An 18,839-nucleotide genomic window follows, 5' to 3' on the forward strand; every position below is an offset into this window, starting at 1 on the left:
GATTAAGGATGCCTATGAAGAAAGAAACGGAATTCTTGGATACCGCCAGATGACAATTAGACTAAACCGGGAAAATAATCTTAATGTTAATCATAAGCGGATATACAGACTTATGAATATCTTAAATCTGAAATCTGTATGCCGTAGGAAGCGTAAGAATTACATCAAATCAACACCTGAAATCACGGCAGAAAATGTCTTAAATAGAAATTTTCAATCCAATGAATTTGGTACAAAATGGCTAACTGATGTGACCGAAATGAAGTATGGTCTTCAAAGCAAAGCTTATCTTAGTGCAATCCTTGATTTGGCAGATAAAAGTGTTGTCTCTTTTGTGGTTGGACATTCCAACAACAATGAACTTGTTTTTAGAACTTTTGATATAGCACATCAGACATATCCGGATGCTAAACCACTCTTTCACAGCGATCGTGGCTTCCAATATACGAGTAAAAGATTCAAGAAAAAATTGTATGATGCAGGAATGACCCAAAGCATGTCAAGGGTATCCAGATGCATTGATAATGGCCCGATGGAATCATTCTGGGGAATCATGAAATCGGAGATGTATTATCTTAATAGATTCAACAACTATGAAGATCTGGAAGCAGCAGTTGAAGAATACATACATTATTACAATACTAACCGATATCAAAAGAGATTAAACTGTATGACGCCTTTGGAATACAGACAATTCCTGAATAGTTCAGCAGCATAAAAATGACACCAACCATAAGGAAATGATTGGTGTCAGGGATTTTTATTATTTCCACTGTCTACTTGACAGGGGGCAGTTCAAATAGGTGAAGGCTTTTGTTCTTGCTTTTATAAATATTTCATTGACGAAATAATAACTGAAGTTTACTATTATAACTATTAGTCAGAATAATAATTAGGATTTGGAGATGGTGAGATGAGAGCCAGGCAGGAGCGAGAACGGGAATATAGACGGGAAATAATAATTGAAGCTACCGAGCAACTTCTAAATGAGAAGACCTTTGACTCAATTACTATGGACGATATAGCCCTACGCTCTGATTTTTCTAAAGCGTCCATTTATCAGTATTTTAAAAACAAGGAACAATTAATGAATGAAGTCTTTTCTCAGAATTTAAAGGAAAAATGCCAATTAATCGAAGATAAATGTTTGTCTCAGGCTGATCCTATCCAGGGGCTTAGGAGCTATATAATGCTTGAATTCGAATTTATTCAGCAGCATCCATGGATTCCCAAGGTAGTAGCAACCTTTCCCTTTAGAGATTACCGTGTAGATAAGAACATACTTGATTTATACCATCAGAAAAAAAATCTAATATCAAGAATACTCCAGCGAGGCCAACAGGAAGGAGCATTTAATATTGACAATTTGGACGTCATGACCAACATGATCCTTTCTGCCTCAGAAGGAGTTAGTAAATATTTTTATAGTCGTAAATCCTCTAATATTCAAAGCCCGGAAATTGAGCTGTTTATCTCTACCATAATTAAAGGGATATCTAAGGGGGAGCAATAACTAAATGACCAAGCCAAGTACTCAAGCAAATAATTCGGTGGATAATTCAAAGAAAAAATCCCTATTCAAGGGAGTACGTATGGCTCTTTTGGCATTGGTGGTAATCGCCTTAGCCGTATTTTGTATTCGCTGGTATATTCAGCTGAAAACTACTGTGTCAACGGATAATGCAAAAGTGTCTGCAGATCTAGTTAGCATCAGTGCGGAGGTTTCCGGTAGGCTTACCCATGTCTATGCTCAGGAGGGAAACACTGTGGAAACAGGGCAGGTGTTAGCCCAGTTGGAGGATACCCAATATCTTATTAATACCTACCAGGCAGAGGCAGCATGGGAGCTTAGCAAAATAGCCGTTACCAAGCTGGCCAATGATATTACCTCTGCCCAGTTGGCAGTTACCAAAGCAGAAAGTGCATTATCTGCAGCCATAGCACAGGCTGATATTAGTAAGCTAGCTATGGAAGATGCCAAGCGCGTATTGGACAATAACACTGCTTTATACGAGCAGGGAGCGGTTCCTAAGGAAACCTTGGACAGCTATACAATTAAATACGAGACAGCGGTAAAGTCCTTGGAAGCTGCCAATGCTAATGTGAATGCTGCTCAGGATTCTGTGGCAGCTGCTCAAACCCAATTGGATACCTTAAATAAAACAGGCAGTGCCACCTATGCTGCCCAGGAAAAACAAGCCAAGGCGACTTATGATAATTCTCAACTGTCTCTGTCACGTACAACCATTAAATCACCTATTAGCGGAAACGTGGTAAAGGTTGCTGCTTTAGAAGGACAAAATGTAAATTCAGGAACCTCCTTGTTTACCCTTGTAAATCCTGAACGGGTTTGGATATTAGCCAATATTGAAGAGAAAAAGGTAGCACGGATACATATAGGGGATAAGGTTAATATTGTGGTGGATGCATACCCCAATATCATTTTTGACGGACAGGTTGAAGAGATTGCCGGAGCCACCCAATCAAGTTTTTCCATATTACCGACTGAGAACGCATCGGGTAATTTCACCAAAGTAGCCCAGCGATTACCGATAAAAATAAGCGTGGTTCAGCAAGATAATAAGTTAAAGCCGGGTATGTCCGCCGTAGTGACGATTAAGACTCAATAAGTGAGGATTTAATGATGAAAACCGGTGAATTACAGGATAAGGTTAACTGGGCTGCCACTTCGGTGATCATAATGGGTACCTTTTTGCAAGGCCTTACCGGAAGTATCGTTAATGTTGCAATTCCAAAGCTAATGGCTGTCTTTGGTACCAATGCCAATGATATTCAATGGGTGCTTACCGCTTACATGCTGACCCAGGGTATCATAATAGCCCTGGCTGGCTATTTGGGGGACAAATATGGCTATAAGAAAACCTTTGTTGTTGCGCTAATACTATTTACGCTAGGCTCATTCCTATGTGGTGCAGCATTTAATCTTAATATGATGATTATCAGCAGAGTCATTCAGGGTATCGGGGCCGGGATTATCATGCCTTTGGGTATGGCAATGTGTTTCAGGATCAATCCCATATCCAAAATTGGCATGGTGCTTGGCGTTTGGGGTATTGCCGGAATGGCAACTATGGCTATAGGACCATCCCTGGGTGGATATCTAATTGAGGCTGCCAATTGGCGAATGCTTTTTTACATAAATGTTCCAATCGGCCTGCTAGCTATATTTATGGGCATTACTTTATTGTCGGAAACAGAGAAAAAGACAACTTCAGCACTGGATTCTGTAGGCATTGCAACCATCTGCATTGGATTGTTTTGTTTAATATTTGCATTAAGCAAAGGCAATCAGATGGGCTGGGGAGATCCGCTAATTGTCGCCCTGTTGTTTTTTGGAATTATAAACCTGTTTATATTAGTAGTTCATGAACTACGATGCCCAGAGCCGGTTCTAGATATGAGGTTATTTAAAAACAAGCTTTTCACTTTGTCCACTATTATTTCTTCATTTGTTCAAGTGGCTATGATAGTGGCTGTTTACCTTTTTCCACTATTAATGCAGAATGTGCTGGGGCAGTCTGCCATGCAGACCGGACTAATTTTACTGCCCCCTGCAGTAGTTACAGCTATAATGATGCCCATCAGTGGAAAGCTGTTTGATAAATATGGTGCCCGGACTCTGGTCCTTGTCGGTATGCTAATTATGACCGTTTCATCTTACGCCATGAAGGATTTTAATGCCTTAACATCTTTTGACACCATGATGTTTTGGTTATCCATCCGGGGAATAGGAATTGGCTTAGCACTAGCACCGGCTATCAATGTGGGGATGGTAGGAATTCCTAAGGAGTCTACCGGTACAGCCTCTTCCCTGGGGAATGTCATTAGGAGCGTAACAACCACATTTGGAATCGCCCTCATGACCAATCTGATGCAATCACGCAGTACCTATCACTCTGCTAATTTAGCTCAGAGTGTGGTTTTGGATAATCCCGAAGGTTTGAATATGATTTCCGTCTTTCAGGGAATAGGGTTAAATGCGGGTCTTGGGGAACAAGGAGGACAGATCCTTAGTATGTCTGTACTATACAAGTATTTAGCCCAGCAATCCATGGTGATGGCTATCTCAGACTGTTTCATTATAGGTGCTGTTTTGTGTTTTATAGCATTTGTTCTAACTCTATTCTTACATGATAGGAAGAAAGAGAAAATTAGCATTAGCATTCCCAGGACAGAAATGAAAAGAGCTTAATGCTAAGTAAATAGAGACCTTAACTATAAAGCTGTAGCTTTGGAAATAATATGAGAAGGCATTTTATTGGGTTGATTTATAGAAGAAGGAGGGTTTTCAAAATGATCGGGGTAGAAATTGACATGGTTGTTACAGACAGCTTGAAAGCATTGGAATTATACGAAAGAGTGTTTGATATCGAACGTGTTGAGGTTACAGCTTTTCCCAAAGGTGAAAATGAAGTCATTTTTACATTATACGGGGTACGTTTTCACATGTTGGATGAGAACCCGAAATTTTATTTGAAAGCACCAAAACCAGATGAACCCAAAGCGATTTGGTTTAACATCCTTGTCCCTGACATCAAGGACACATATTCAAAGGCAATCAGCTTGGGCTGTACAGAGCTGCAACCGGTGACCGAACTGCCTGATTACGGAGTTTCCAATGCTATATTTATAGATTCCTTCGGCTATCAATGGATGCTTCATCAATTGCACAAAGAAGTAAGCTTTGAAGAACGCACACGACTTTGGGAGGAAAAAAGATAATTTAAAGCCTCCCTAAAATTTGTGCTTATTAAAATCTGAAATAGCGGGCTTTTCTATCCAGCCTTTAGCAGGGAAAATCAGGAACCATGTTGAAGAACGCTTAAAGACAAGGTATCTACCCCTATGATCAAATAGGAGTAAATTAATATGAAAGAAATAAGGATAGATAAAATTAAGAGCACAAATGAATTATCCTGTTTTGTTGACATTATAAGGAAATCCTTCGCAACTGAGGCAGAAAATTTTGGCCTTAATGAAAAAAATGCACCAACAAATGGAGCATTTATCAATGAAACTACCTTATTTAATATTTTCAAAGATGCAAAAACCTTTGGGGTTTATTTAGGCACAGTTCCTATTGGCTTCTTTGCATTGAAGCATGCCAAGCTTGGAACATATTATCTAGAGAAACTATGTATATTACCAAACTATAGACATAATGGATATGGAAAAGATATTTTAAACTATTGTGAACAATATGTGTTGAAAAATAGAGGTGTTAGGATATCCATAGGAATAATCAATGAGAATAGTATTTTGAAGGAATGGTATATAAATAATGGTTATTATGAAATAGAAACAAAGAAAATTGGTCATTTACCTTTTACCGTATGCTTAATGAACAAAGAACTAACTTCCGAATCTGAGTGATTGTCATACTGAATTGACAATTAAGATAGTCAATGTTATGATCCAATATATTAAATATTAGGAGGCTCGTTATCTATGTTACACTCCATGCGTATTAAATAAGCTGGTAATAAAAAAGCCTTATCCACGATTGTGGGCTTTTTTGAGATGCTTATTATTACGTATGTAGACATAGATCGCGATTAGGATAGCTTTTTTGTTATACCTTGTATCGCCGTGTTCTCTCTCGTAATAAATGCAGATCTAAGCCCGCATTGTGGACTAGATCTGTTTTTTATTTCCAAAATATCAGTTTTTAACATTAGAAAGGAGCTAAACTATGCGATACACGCATTGGTACTTCTTTTTTATATAGTCCTTGCTTCTTAAATCGCAGGCTATCCTGCGAACAGAAAACTGCGATTTTTGAAGGAGGCAACAATGATGGAATTATTGATAAAAGCAAAAGATATTTATGTGGAATATATGGGCCGTGATATTTTAGACATTGATGACTTGGAGCTTTATGGTTATGATAGGATAGGTCTTGTTGGTGGGAACGGAGTAGGAAAGAGCACGTTGATAAAATTGCTGCTAGGTAAACACCCTATAGCACATGGCAAAATTGTTCGGAAGGGCAATTTCACCTATATCCCACAGTTGGATGATGTAGCTATACAACAGGCGAAGGACTACGCTTTAATGGGCAAGCTAGGAATTGACCATTTAAAAGAAAAATATATGAGCGGTGGCGAAGAGACTCGGCTTAAAATTGCACAGGCTCTGTCTGGAGAGGTACATGGTATCTTTGCCGACGAACCGACGTGTCACCTGGATCAGAATGGCATTGACATTTTGATCAATCAGCTTAAATATTACTCTGGCGCTTTGCTTGTTATAAGTCATGACCGTTATTTCCTTGATCAAGTTGTCGACAAGATTTGGGAGTTGAAAGAGGGAAAGATTACCGAGTATTGGGGCGGATATTCCGAATACTTGGCCCAAAAGGAAGAAGAACGACAAAACCTAGCTGTACAATATAAGCAGTTTACCGCTGAACGAGACCGTTTAGAGAAAGCAATTACCGAAAAAAAGAGTCAGGCTCGGAGTATTGACAAAAAGGCGAAGGGAGCTTCAAGAAAAAATAACTCTGAAGGCGGCGGACGACTTGGCCATCAAAAGACGATGGGCAGCAAGCAAAAGAAGCTCCATAATGCCGCTAAAAATATGGAGCATAGAATCGAATGCCTTGGTGATTTGAAGCCTCCCGAAGTCATTCGTTCCGTTCGATTCCGGCAGAGTAATTCCTTGGAACTTCACAATCCGTTCCCGATCACGGGTAAAGAGATTTCTAAACAGTTTAGAGAGAAGGTCATTTTTGATAAAGCATCTTTCCAATTTCCGTTGGGTGCTAAGATTGCAGTAACAGGTGCAAATGGAGCAGGTAAAACGACACTTTTTAAAATGATATTAGATCGCGAAGATGGCATTTCCTTATCGCCTAAAGCGGAAATCGGCTACTTCGCCCAAAACGGGTATAAGTTTGACCGTAATCAAGGTGTTATGGAGTTCATGTTGGAAAACTGTGATTACCAGGCATCTGAAATTCGCGCTGTACTGGCATCTATGGGATTTTCTTCTAATGATGTACGCAAAGAGTTGTCTGTTTTAAGTGGTGGCGAAATCATTAAATTGCAGCTTGCTAAAATGTTGCTGGGACAATATAACATTTTACTAATGGATGAGCCTAGCAATTTTCTCGATCTTCCTACAGTGGAAGCACTAGAAAATTTAATGAAAAACTATGCTGGTACAATTATTTTCATATCCCATGATGTCCGTTTGTTGGAGAATGTGGCTGATTTAGTTTATGAAATTAAGGATAAAAAAATATTTCTGAAGGCTTAATTTGTTTTGAGATATCGTTTCTGAATGGATGATAATAAAAACACTCTCACAACACCAGGGATACTGCTCAAGGTAGTATCTCTGGTGTCGGTTATTACTTAGTTACAATAAACCCTTAACAAAAAAGTTGCTTTATACATTTCTAACCTATTAATAGATGGGATATAATAACATATTGACTTAGAGTTATTTCCTAGTAAGAAAGTAGATCCCCCAAAAATAGTACAGGAGAATCGACGATGAAGGTATTATATTATGATTGCTTTTGCGGCATTAGTGGTGACATGAATTTAGGTGCATTGCTGGATTTAGGAGTTGATGAGGACTATTTAAGGCAGGAGATATCTAAACTAAATCTGGATACTGAATATGAGCTGCATATAAAAAAGGATAACAAAAGAGGAATAAGTGGAACCAGAGTGGATGTAGTCTGCCACCATAATCATGAACACCACCATAATGAAGCACAGACCTCACATAAATCACAAAATAGCCATAACAACCATGAACATAGAAATTTAAAGGATATTGAAAATATAATCATAAACAGCAACCTGAATGATAAAGTAAAAAACTTAAGCCTAGCTATTTTTAATAAGGTGGCAGAGGCCGAGGCAAAGGTTCACGGAAAGCCTTTATATGAAGTGCATTTTCATGAGGTAGGGGCTGTTGACTCTATTATTGACATTGTTGGAGCGGCTGTGTGCATTGAATTCCTAAAAGTAGATAAAATAATGGCCTCTTCCGTCCAAGTGGGAGGAGGTTTCGTAAAGTGTGCCCATGGAATTATACCGGTTCCTGCTCCGGCAACCGTTGAAATTTTAAAGAATGCTCCTGTGAAATTCGGTATAGTGCCTTTTGAGACCACTACTCCTACCGGTGCAGCAATATTGGCAGCTAACGTATGTACCTTTACAGATCATATGACCCTTTCAATAGAAAAGGTCGGTTACGGGATAGGTCATAGAGAGCTTGAGATTCCAAACGTTTTAAGAATATATCTTGGCTACCAGGATAGAGATGAAGCTAGAGAAGAGCAATATATATTGGAGACTAATATTGATGATATGAACCCGGAACTCTACGGTTATATTGAAGAAAAGCTTTTCGCTCAAGGGGCCTTGGATGTATTTAAATCGGCAATTACTATGAAAAAGGGCCGGGCCGCCACTAAACTTAGTGTATTGGTCAAGGAGATACATGAAAAAAGCGTAGTTGATGTAATTTTTAGAGAGACGACTTCCATAGGTGTTAGAAAATACAAGGTTGAAAAAATTATGCTGCCCAGAGACTTCATAAAGATAAACACCAAATATGGAAGTGTAAATGTGAAAAACGCATATTATCAAGGCGAAAAGGTGAAGTATAAACCAGAGTTTGAGGACTGCAAAAGGATTGCTATTGAAAGAAACATCCCCATTGCCAAGGTCTACCAAGAAGTTCACAAAATTATGGAAGCTGACAATAATTGCTAAATAATGAAACTCTGGCAATATCTCTGAGTGGAAAGAGGGAGGGAGGAAATTGATGAATAAAGCCGAGATAAGAAAACTGCTGCTAGAGGTAAAGAATAATGAAATAGAAGTCGAAGCAGCCTTGGGGGTGATTGAAGACTTACCTTATAAGGAATTTGGATTTGCTAAGATTGATAATCACCGTGAATTACGGTTAGGATATCCAGAGGTTATCTATTGTGAAGGAAAAACTGTAGAACAAGTGACAAGCATCATCCAATTCATGCTTACTAAGGATAATAATATATTAGCAACCCGAGCTAACGAAAAGATGTACGAATCAGTAAAATATATCTGTGCAGAAGCCAAATATAACCCCCTGGGAAGAACTATCACTATTCGAAAAAAAGAAGAACAGCTCACAGACAGCTATATTGCCATTGTTGCAGCGGGAACTTCCGATATGCCGGTAGTGGAGGAAGCAGCAGAAACAGCAACCATTTTGGGCAATCGCGTGGAAAAGATAATGGATGTGGGAGTTGCAGGTATACATAGACTTTTTTCAAAAATAGACACCATACGGGGAGCAAGGGTAGTTATCGTAGTTGCAGGCATGGAAGGAGCCCTTGCCAGTGTTATAGGAGGACTTGTTGATAAACCCATTATTGCAGTTCCAACCAGTGTAGGTTATGGGGCAAACTTTGGTGGTCTTGCGGCATTGTTAACTATGCTGAACAGTTGTGCTAGCGGTGTGAGTGTAGTTAATATTGATAATGGTTTCGGCGCAGCTTATTGCGCCAGCATAATTAATAAATTATAGGAAAAACGAGAATTCAATATGCTGCTATTCCTGGGGACCAATACCAATTAAGAACCAATTAAATAAAGCTTCTATTGAAAAACCAATAATCGCCCCTATTCCACCACCTACTAAGCCATTAATAATCGGGTTGCCCATGAAAGTCCACCATATTGTTCCCAAGGTCATACCTACCACCAAACCAATATAAACACCCGCATTTTTTATTGAAGCCCTTTTGGTGTTTTCATCAATAGGTAAATTTGTATTATTATCTATGGCATATCTATAGGCCTGCCATATTGAGAAGCCATAAATACAGGGGTAAAAGAGTAACCATTGAAAATCAAGAACACTGAGGGATTTACCATAATCACCGTTAAAGGCATGATAAATCCCTATATTTAGATTGGCCATAACATTAATAAGAAACTCGCTAACGAGAAATAACACAGCAGGTAAATAGTCTCTGTTATATATTTGGCCAAATCCTGGAAATAGTGTAGACCAGGCCATAGCTATCCAAGGGTTACGATATTTTATTTGATGATTAGATAAAGTCATATGCATGAAATTATTTTAGCCAATTTTAATCAAAGTAACCTATAAGAAATCTAAAAAATTAAACCGAAATATATTAATAATACAGAATGGTATCGGTCATAAATTAACGCTATTCTTTTAATTGCTTAATATATGTTACGGGAGTAATACCATACATCTTTTTAAATTCGTGAATCAAATGGGCCTGGTCGTAAAATCTTAATTCCTCACAAATCTCAAACACGTCCACGCCTTTACTTAACAATCTTTTTGCTTCAGCTACTCGATATTGTAGGTGGTATGCAGCAGGTGTAGTTACATATAATTTCTTAAATTTTCTTATTATAGTAAATTTATTTAATCCGGTAATTTGCTGGAGTTTATCTAAGGTTATTACATCATTGACGTGACTTATTATATATTCATGGATTGTTTTGGCTATATCCCTTGCATTTGTAGCACTGGTTTCCGAAATATCTTTTTCTCCAAACTCTAACAATAATTCAATAAGTATGTTTTCCAACGTGTCTGGAATCTTTTCTGTTAGTAATTGTTCAATAAAGCCAATCAATTTCTGGACTTGATTCCCAGTTAACTTTTTTGCTTGATTAAAGCTTACTAAATCGCCATAGTAAGATGGATCAACAAATAACATTACATATGCCCAGTGATTGATATCGTTTGGTGCACATCTGTGAGTCATCAGAGGTGGTATAATTATTCCATCCCCTGATCCATAAAGGATATTCCTGTCGTTTAAGGTTAATTCTGTAGATCCTTCAACTATATACCCTATAGAAAGTTCATTATGCACATGGGATTTATATGCATGGGGGATGTTTCTACACTTCTTAATCTCCACGCCTTTAATAATGCTTCTGCTAAATTCAATATATCTGTCTTGTTCAATACTGCTCATATGTTCCATGTCTGAGTATTCAAATTTAATGCACTTTCCTTCCGAATTCATTGTCTCAAATGAAAGAGCATGATATTTTTGGGTAAAATGAAATGATTAATTGAAAAAAAGTTAATTATAACTATATACATGGTAGGCTAACAAGGTAGCTGCTTTCGAAGGGCTGAACCGGGGTATCGAAAAAATTGAACCCTTCCTAGTTTAATTATAGCAGATAAAAAATGGTCAATATAGACTATTCATTCTCATTTACTACTGCTAAAATGCAATAGAACTTATATGCCAAGATGGTTAGGAGAGATGTAGAATGAGATCCTTGGTTCTAGGCTTTCAAGATATAGAAAAAACACAGCTTTTACTCGTTGGCGGAAAAGGATTAAATTTAGGGGAATTATCAAAAATTCAAGGCATACAAGTGCCAGCAGGGTTTTGTGTTACAACCGTGGGATATCAAAAGGCCATCGAACAAAATGAAACACTTAAGGCATTGTTGAAGCAGTTAACACTGCTAAAGGTAGAGGAACGAGAGCAAATTGGTGAAATCAGCAGGAAGCTTCGACAAATCATTATGGAAGTGGAAATTCCTACCGAGGTTGTCAAAGGAGTTGCTCATTATCTCTCCCACTTTGGAGATGAACATGCTTATGCAGTGCGATCCAGTGCCACTGCTGAGGATTTACTACAGGCCTCCTTTGCCGGTCAACACGACACCTATTTAAATATCATCGGCAAAGATGCAATCTTGCAGCATATCAGCAAATGCTGGGCCTCCTTATTTACCGAGCGTGCGGTAATCTACCGCATGCAAAACGGATTTGACCACAGCCAGGTTTATTTATCCGTTATTGTGCAAAGGATGGTTTTCCCCCAGGCTTCAGGGATTTTATTTACTGCTGATCCGATTACTTCTAACCGTAAGCTGCTATCAATTGATGCAAGTTTTGGACTTGGAGAAGCACTGGTCTCTGGCTTGGTATCTGCGGATTGTTATAAAGTACAGGAAGAATCAATCATTGATAAGCTGATAGCAACCAAAAAAATCGCTATCTATGGACTAAAAGAAGGCGGCACAGAGACACAGCAGCTCCAACCTGATCAGCAAAAGACACAAACCCTTACTGACCAACAGATTTTAAAACTGGCACGCATAGGAAGACAGATCGAGGCTCATTTTGGTTGCCCACAAGATATCGAATGGTGTTTGGCTGATGATACATTTTATATTGTCCAGAGTCGGCCAATCACTACCTTATACCCCATCCCCGAAGCAAATGATCAAGAAAATCACGTCTATATATCCGTCGGTCACCAACAAATGATGACCGACCCCATGAAACCATTGGGAATATCCTTATGGCAGTTAACAGCTTTTCGACCCATGAGTAAAGCCGGTGGAAGATTATTTGTTGATGTCACTCAAATGCTGGCTTCACCTAACAGCAGACAAAATTTATTAGATAACATGGGCCAACACGATCCGCTTATAAAAGACGCACTTATGACTATAATAGAGCGAGATTTTATAAAATTGTTACCAAATGATCAAAAAGAACAGGTTCCCGATAGCAATAAAGGTATGCAATCTTTGGATTTTCAAGCACCTAGTGAAAAGGACCCGACCATCGTTGCTGATTTGATTAAGGGTAGTCAAACATCGATAGAACAGTTAAAGCAAAACATCCAAAGGAAATCAGGATCGGATTTATTTGATTTTATTCTGGAAGATCTCCAGCAATTAAAGAAGAATTTATTTGACCCCAAAAGTGTAGCTGTATTTATGTCTGCTATCAATGCTTCAGCCTGGATCAATGAAAAAATGAACCAGTGGTTAGGTGAAAAAAACGCAGCAGACATCCTTTCGCAATCGGTACCAAACAATATTACTTCGGAAATGGGGCTGGAGCTATTGGATGTGGCAGATGTGATTCGTCCTTATCCAGAGGTAATTAATTATTTACAACATGTAAAAGATGATAGCTTTTTGGATGAACTGATTAAGTTTGCTGGTGGACAGAAAACCCAAGACGCTATCAATGCTTATCTCAGCAAATACGGCATGAGATGTGCCGGAGAGATCGATATTACGAAAACCCGTTGGGGCGAAAAACCAACTACACTTATCCCTATGATTCTCAGTAACATCAAAAACTTTAAGCCCAATGCTGGCAAGGGGATCTTTGAGCAAGGGCGACAGGAAGCACTAAAAAAAGAACAAGAGTTATTAGATCGATTGAGGCAATTACCGGGTGGTGAACAAAAAGTCCAAGAAGCAAAACGAATGATCGACCTAATACGTAATTTCATCGGTTATCGCGAATACCCCAAATATGGCTGGATGCATCGCTACTTCGTTTATAAACAGGCCTTACTGAAAGAAGCCGAACAACTGGTACAAGAGGGCGTAATTCATAAAAAAGAAGATATCTACTATCTTACTTTGGAAGAATTTCACGAAGTCGTACGAACACATAACCTGGATTACCAGATCATCAACAAAAGAAAAGATGAGTACAATTTATATGAAAAACTAACTCCTCCACGTGTTATCACATCTGATGGTGAAATCATTACAGGTGAGTATAAACGAGAAAATCTCCCCGCCGAAGCCATTGCAGGTCTACCTGTTTCTTCCGGAGTTATAGAGGGACGAGCACGCGTCATCTTAAACATGGAAGATGCTGACCTAGAAGCCGGAGATATATTAATTACCACCTTTACTGACCCTAGCTGGACACCGCTTTTTGTATTAATAAAAGGCCTAGTCACCGAAGTTGGCGGACTGATGACCCACGGAGCAGTAATCGCACGTGAATATGGCTTACCAGCAGTTGTCGGAGTGGAGAATGCTACCAAACTGATAAAAGATGGGCAACGAATTCGCGTGCATGGGACAGAAGGGTATATCGAAATATTGTAATTGCTGAATACATCCAGCTTTAATTAGCAGCACCGCTCAGTTATGCTTTATGTATGAGCCAAGAGGGCATGTCTATACTCTTGAATGTCATGACCCAAAGACATAATGTACGAAGATAAACAGGCTTACTGAACCTGCACATTAGTGTGGGTTTTTTGCATTATATATATCCTATATATGCACCGAATAATACTTCGTTGTATTTTCTTTGCTTTCGACACATTTCTCAATCTTTCTCTAATTTTGAATGATAAAATATTTTAACTACAAAATTTTTATGACTTTTTTAGTGAATGGCAATAGTCATAGGGGAGTGCCATTGTGTCTATAATTGGCAGTTCTTGAAGTTTAACATCATGGCTAATAATAGAATTTTTTTAAACGTTAAAATAATATAGTGCTTTGTATGGGTAACGAGGGAGGAATGAATATGTCAGTTGAAATATCTGGACCTAAGGGATATGACTTTCAGTACCTGAATTCACTTTTATTTGCGTTAGAATACTTGGATAAAGACGAAGTAGAAATATATGTAGAAAAGAAAAATGGAGAAGATTCCCAAATTGTTTTCAGTCAAGACGGAATAAAATATATAATTGATATTCAAGTGAAGAATAGAAGTGAGGAGATAGATCTACAAAGTTTTGCCGATTGGATAAGCCATTTTGAAAACAGAAGCGTAAATTCCAGCCTATTGAATAAGTTGGATAAAGATAATAACAGGTATGCTGTATTTATTTCTGACGCGAGAAGTAAAGATGATGTTAGCCTATTTGTTGATGAAGGAATAATTCATACAGAATTAAGTATTGGATTTAATAACGAATACTTAAATAAGATAAAGGGATGCATAAAGAATTGCTATTCAGATAATAGCTCTACAAGTATATCTAGAAAAAACTTTTTAGAAAAATTTATAGATAGTATAACAAATAATCATTTTCGAAATATATTGAGAAAAATAAAATTGAGAGAAAGATACACGGAATCCTACTCGACAGAAAGAATAAAATCCTTATTAAATAAAAAATTCTACATATCTCAAGGTAAAACTGATGATGTAATAATTGAGTTGATAGATAAGATAAGACATAGTAGAGGTACTGATATTTCCATTACTACTGAACTAATACATATAATTGATAAACATAGTGGAGAAATTCTTTTAAATAGAAATGAAAACTATATTAAAAGGATAGAGAGTGAATCATGTGAAAGAATTTTAAGCGCTAATAATATTTTATTACTCACAGGTATATCTTTTTGTGGAAAGAGTTACTTAGCAAAAGATATTGCTCAAGAATATCTTGAAAATGGTTATAAAGTTGAGCGAGTGGGTGAACTTTATGGTGATGGGGGAGCTATTTCATTTATTAGACACAGAGGTATTGAAGATAGATTATTGATTTTAGAAGACCCTTTTGGACAGGTTGAAACGAAAAAAGATGCAATAAACATCTTGAATGAAATAAGAAATTTAATACGAGATTCAAGATCAAATAGGAAAATTATTATAACTTCAAGAAAAGATATTCTCCTTGATACAACATCCAAAAAAAATATAGGTGAATGTTCTATTGATTCACATCGCTGGGTTGATTTAACACTGGGTAGTTCAGAAAAAATGATAGAACTATGGGAAAGCTACTACGGGGATTCTGTAGAATCAAGAAAACTATGCAATGATGTAACAAAGTGGCTTCAAGAAACTGAGAAAACCTCATCACTTCAACTAGGACATATAGCAAATATTTATAGTGCTAAGAAAAAGTTGAACGATTTAATAGTATTAGAGCCAGAAGATATAATACGCACTGCCAGGATAGATTCAAATGATTTGGCCGGGATTATTGAGAGAAGAGGAAGTTCAGCAAGTAAGGTTTTTGTAGCATTAGGATTAAGTTGTAACACATATAAAACTGTTACCTTGAATGATTTAGCTTTTATTTTAAGTAATTGTGAAGAAAAACCAGGGATATGCAAAGGTGAAAAAGATTATTCGGAATTTACTTTAGGTCAGGACTTAGAAGATATTAAGCATGATAATTACCCTAAATACGATTTAGATTATAAATTAAATAGTGAATACAAGAATGAACTTAAGTATTTACAGCAGCATGGATATATACAAATTGATAATGTTAAAAGAATTATGTTTGTGCATCCAATCTATCATTTTGCTACGCAACTATTATTTAAAAAACAATTTATAGATATTCTAGAACAGCAGGAAGTTATAGAGTTAATTCGAAAGAGTTTAAGCTCACTCTCGATTAATGCTAACTTGTGTACCCTGACAATGCTTGAAAACTTATATAAAGAAAATCCTGGTATTGAGTTAAAACAACTAATGTTAATTGGAATGGAATCTATTTTCCCTTCTGTTAGGGACAAAATTATAATGTTTTTTGACCGAAGAATAAATGATTTAAATGAATCAGAACAAAAAAGATTTATTGAAGTATTAATGTATGGTCCGAGTATTAAAAATGATGGTATTAGTTGGTATGACGGTATGCCTTACTTTAAGGTTTCAGAAAGAAGAAGATTTTCTTATTTTGATTGGTTACATGATGAAATAAGTAGTGGTGAAATTGACTCATTATCAAAAAAAATAGCTGATGGGATTGATGTTTCCCCTGAAAAAATGTGGAAGTTTTTAAAATCTAGAAATAGTAAAGTTTTATCACTAAGTATTTTAGAGAAAGCGTTATCATATGATGAAAGTTTTATACGTGGAAAAGCAATTAGGTTAATCTTTGAAAATTATGCTTATAAGTTTGAAAAAGTGGATGAATATTTAAATAGTCATGAACACCCTGAAGTTATATATAGTCTATTTAGGGGAGCGCTTAGTTCATGGCGAAGATATAGTAGTGAATCCAGAAGGCTTATATTAAATTATTTTAAAAATTGCTTAAATATCATGTCTGTGGCTATAAGAACAAAAAAATTCTTAGAAAACTTTGAAGATGAATATTCTAGAGAAAGTATCAATTGGAGTAAAGTTGAGGAGAAAGATAAAATTGAATTATGGAATGTATGGCACGAGATTTTCGTAGAATTTCTAAATGAATTTCCTTCTAGATATGTTAGAATGGATGAGCCCCATATGGTAAGAGTCACAGAGCATTCTTTAGAGTATATAAAAAATGAAGAAAAAGTCATCGATTTGTCTAGGGCATGGTTTAACTGGCTAGATAGATATTTACAGTATAATTTACCACATGATTATGGGATGAGTGTAGCTCAGTATCTGATGGATGGGACTGGAAATAAAACTGATTCTAGGGAAAATATTTTTCAATTATTGCTTTCAACTAAAAAAACAAGTTTTATTACAACCAACATTAAGGTTTTCATTGATTGTTGGAATGATTTGTCTGATAAAGAGAAAAGAATGGTATTAGACTTATATAAATCAACCAGAAAGGATGTAAACTGGGTAAAAGCTGTTTCTTTAAACACGAAGACCATTCCATATGAAATCCAAGTTGAAATATTAGGTGAAAGTATTGATAATAAGTCTATATCTGATGTGGTTGATATATTAACTAAAAAAGGTCTTCTGGAACAATGTCTTAATATTCACTGTGGATATCCGCAGCCCTTGTGGTGGAATGGGTATCATCATAACAATTATATATTGTGGGATGCTGTTATAGTAGAAGTCTTGAGGAGGAATGAATTAAACAAAACATTTTATATTGCTTTACGAGAAGTAATTGATTTGTTGTACAATTATGACGATAGAAGGATTGCTAATATTAATGATATATATGAAGAAGATTTATTAAAGAGTCCAGAAAAAAGGAAGTTGGCATTTGAAACTTTGCTAAATGTAACAGTTAATCAAAATCAATGTAATAAAGAATTATGGGATTTATTATTTCAATATAGTTCCCAAGAAGAAATAGAATTCTATTTTGATAAGATAGCTGAAGATATTGAGCTAGTTCAATATTACCAAATTGGCGAAGGAGATATATTTGCACTATTTGATAAGTCAATGATTTTTAAAAAAATTTATCCACGACTAGAAGTTGACAATCTTATAAAAAGCCTTGTAGAAAGTATGTTCACTTTATATAAAGTGATAAACGATAGTAAGAATACCTTAGAAGGTTTTAAGGATAAAGAACTCAGCTCATCTATTCAAAAAGTGAATGAAGAAGAAATTTTAAAGAGAAATGATGAGTTGGAAAAGCTTAAGACTAGTTTTATAGTGAGTGCAACCAAGATATATAAGGATAATCCCCCAAGACTGTTTTTTAGTAACAAATTAGTGGAAGGTGTTATGAAGAAAATGGAGATTACTTCTTTTGAACTAGAAGAATTGATTGAGAAAAATCGCGTCAGACTAATAGAAATTACAAGAGATTTAAGACAAAAGTATGATGACCATTATGACTTAATAGATTGGATTAATTAATGCATAGGGATACTTATAAGAATGCTATATCGAGCACACCATATAAAAAAACAACAACTTCGGATTATCCATATACCTAGGCTAATTAATTATTGGAATATTTACAGTAAGTTCATAATTTAAGGCGAAATATTATGGGAGAATATACAAGAGAAGAATTATAAGGAGATCTACAAATTGTTTCTTCAGTTATCAGTATTTGTGGAGGGTACCTCTCAGCAAACACCGTACCTTTTGTAAGGAATAATTTTGAAACAGGCAGGAATTGTCTTGGAGGTAGATGAGATTGGGTAATTCTGAGCTTATACTATCTAGTATTAAAAATATAGATAGACTGGTAAAATCACATATAAAAAGCCTATCAAAGCCCATGGATTCATGGCTTGAAGAGAGATTGCTTGAGTCTGTTAAATCCTCCTGGTGAACTGGTTTGAGGAGAAAGGGGCGAGGGCTATGTCAAATATAGAAGAAAACCTTGCAAAGTCACTAACTGC

Annotated in this window: 14 protein-coding genes; 12 read left to right on the top strand and 2 right to left on the bottom strand. The window is 36.5% G+C overall.

The window, feature by feature from the left end; genetic code table 11:
- From P6N53_RS17725 to larB, 9 genes are all read left to right on the top strand, one after another.
- Positions 1 to 718, top strand: a 718-nt coding sequence (locus P6N53_RS17725; RefSeq protein WP_304545577.1) for an IS3 family transposase, incomplete at its 5' end; no start/stop codon positions are given.
- A gap of 195 nt (positions 719 to 913) precedes the next feature.
- Entirely contained in the window at positions 914 to 1,513 is a 600-nt protein-coding gene (locus P6N53_RS17730; protein WP_304545578.1) for a TetR/AcrR family transcriptional regulator, read from the top strand.
- A 4-nt stretch (positions 1,514 to 1,517) separates the two neighbouring features.
- Entirely contained in the window at positions 1,518 to 2,630 is a 1,113-nt protein-coding gene (locus P6N53_RS17735) for an HlyD family secretion protein (RefSeq protein WP_304545580.1), read from the top strand.
- An 11-nt stretch (positions 2,631 to 2,641) separates the two neighbouring features.
- Entirely contained in the window at positions 2,642 to 4,213 is a 1,572-nt protein-coding gene (locus P6N53_RS17740) for a DHA2 family efflux MFS transporter permease subunit (protein WP_304545581.1), read from the top strand.
- A gap of 101 nt (positions 4,214 to 4,314) precedes the next feature.
- Positions 4,315 to 4,743, top strand: a complete 429-nt coding sequence (locus P6N53_RS17745; RefSeq protein WP_304545582.1) for a VOC family protein — start codon at positions 4,315 to 4,317, stop codon at positions 4,741 to 4,743.
- A gap of 147 nt (positions 4,744 to 4,890) precedes the next feature.
- Entirely contained in the window at positions 4,891 to 5,394 is a 504-nt protein-coding gene (locus P6N53_RS17750) for a GNAT family N-acetyltransferase (RefSeq protein ID WP_304545583.1), read from the top strand.
- A gap of 420 nt (positions 5,395 to 5,814) precedes the next feature.
- Positions 5,815 to 7,281: an Msr family ABC-F type ribosomal protection protein gene (locus P6N53_RS17755; RefSeq protein WP_441315728.1), complete on the top strand. Its 1,467-nt coding sequence runs from the start codon at positions 5,815 to 5,817 to the stop codon at positions 7,279 to 7,281.
- Positions 7,282 to 7,520: 239 nt separating this feature from the next.
- Entirely contained in the window at positions 7,521 to 8,756 is a 1,236-nt protein-coding gene (gene larC / locus P6N53_RS17760) for a nickel pincer cofactor biosynthesis protein LarC (RefSeq protein ID WP_304545585.1), read from the top strand.
- Between the two features lie 52 nt (positions 8,757 to 8,808).
- Positions 8,809 to 9,555 (top strand): nickel pincer cofactor biosynthesis protein LarB, encoded by a 747-nt coding sequence (gene larB / locus P6N53_RS17765; protein ID WP_304545599.1) that lies wholly within the window; start codon positions 8,809 to 8,811, stop codon positions 9,553 to 9,555.
- A 24-nt stretch (positions 9,556 to 9,579) separates the two neighbouring features.
- Here larB and P6N53_RS17770 read toward each other — a convergent pair whose 3' ends face one another.
- The gene (locus P6N53_RS17770; RefSeq protein ID WP_304545587.1) at positions 9,580 to 10,050 is read right to left on the bottom strand and encodes a hypothetical protein; all 471 of its coding nucleotides are present in this window, start codon (positions 10,048 to 10,050) and stop codon (positions 9,580 to 9,582) included.
- A gap of 157 nt (positions 10,051 to 10,207) precedes the next feature.
- Entirely contained in the window at positions 10,208 to 10,996 is a 789-nt protein-coding gene (locus tag P6N53_RS17775) for a helix-turn-helix domain-containing protein (protein WP_304545589.1), read from the bottom strand.
- Positions 10,997 to 11,303: 307 nt separating this feature from the next.
- Between P6N53_RS17775 and ppsA the strand changes: the two genes are divergently transcribed.
- The 3 genes from ppsA (at position 11,304) to P6N53_RS17790 (ending at position 18,769) form a co-directional block, all read left to right on the top strand.
- Positions 11,304 to 13,913, top strand: coding sequence for a phosphoenolpyruvate synthase (ppsA, locus tag P6N53_RS17780; protein ID WP_304545591.1), 2,610 nt, complete (start codon positions 11,304 to 11,306; stop codon positions 13,911 to 13,913).
- A 430-nt stretch (positions 13,914 to 14,343) separates the two neighbouring features.
- Positions 14,344 to 18,345, top strand: a complete 4,002-nt coding sequence (locus P6N53_RS17785; RefSeq protein WP_304545593.1) for an nSTAND3 domain-containing NTPase — start codon at positions 14,344 to 14,346, stop codon at positions 18,343 to 18,345.
- A 286-nt stretch (positions 18,346 to 18,631) separates the two neighbouring features.
- Positions 18,632 to 18,769, top strand: coding sequence for a hypothetical protein (locus tag P6N53_RS17790; RefSeq protein ID WP_304545595.1), 138 nt, complete (start codon positions 18,632 to 18,634; stop codon positions 18,767 to 18,769).
- The last annotated feature ends 70 nt before the right edge of the window (positions 18,770 to 18,839 follow it).

Source organism: Desulforamulus aquiferis (genome assembly GCF_030577015.1).
Classification (GTDB): domain Bacteria; phylum Bacillota; class Desulfotomaculia; order Desulfotomaculales; family Desulfotomaculaceae; genus Desulfotomaculum; species Desulfotomaculum aquiferis.

Bases quoted from the DNA above. Each gene is read 5' to 3' on its own strand.
- P6N53_RS17750 (WP_304545583.1), top strand. From the start codon at position 4,891: ATGAAAGAAATAAGGATAGATAAAATTAAGAGCACAAATGAATTATCC.
- P6N53_RS17785 (WP_304545593.1), top strand. From the start codon at position 14,344: ATGTCAGTTGAAATATCTGGACCTAAGGGATATGACTTTCAGTACCTG.
- P6N53_RS17775 (WP_304545589.1), bottom strand. From the start codon at position 10,996: ATGAGCAGTATTGAACAAGACAGATATATTGAATTTAGCAGAAGCATT.
- P6N53_RS17730 (WP_304545578.1), top strand. From the start codon at position 914: ATGAGAGCCAGGCAGGAGCGAGAACGGGAATATAGACGGGAAATAATA.
- ppsA (WP_304545591.1), top strand. From the start codon at position 11,304: ATGAGATCCTTGGTTCTAGGCTTTCAAGATATAGAAAAAACACAGCTT.
- P6N53_RS17755 (WP_441315728.1), top strand. From the start codon at position 5,815: ATGATGGAATTATTGATAAAAGCAAAAGATATTTATGTGGAATATATG.
- larC (WP_304545585.1), top strand. From the start codon at position 7,521: ATGAAGGTATTATATTATGATTGCTTTTGCGGCATTAGTGGTGACATG.
- larB (WP_304545599.1), top strand. From the start codon at position 8,809: ATGAATAAAGCCGAGATAAGAAAACTGCTGCTAGAGGTAAAGAATAAT.
- P6N53_RS17735 (WP_304545580.1), top strand. From the start codon at position 1,518: ATGACCAAGCCAAGTACTCAAGCAAATAATTCGGTGGATAATTCAAAG.
- P6N53_RS17740 (WP_304545581.1), top strand. From the start codon at position 2,642: ATGATGAAAACCGGTGAATTACAGGATAAGGTTAACTGGGCTGCCACT.
- P6N53_RS17745 (WP_304545582.1), top strand. From the start codon at position 4,315: ATGATCGGGGTAGAAATTGACATGGTTGTTACAGACAGCTTGAAAGCA.
- P6N53_RS17770 (WP_304545587.1), bottom strand. From the start codon at position 10,050: ATGGCCTGGTCTACACTATTTCCAGGATTTGGCCAAATATATAACAGA.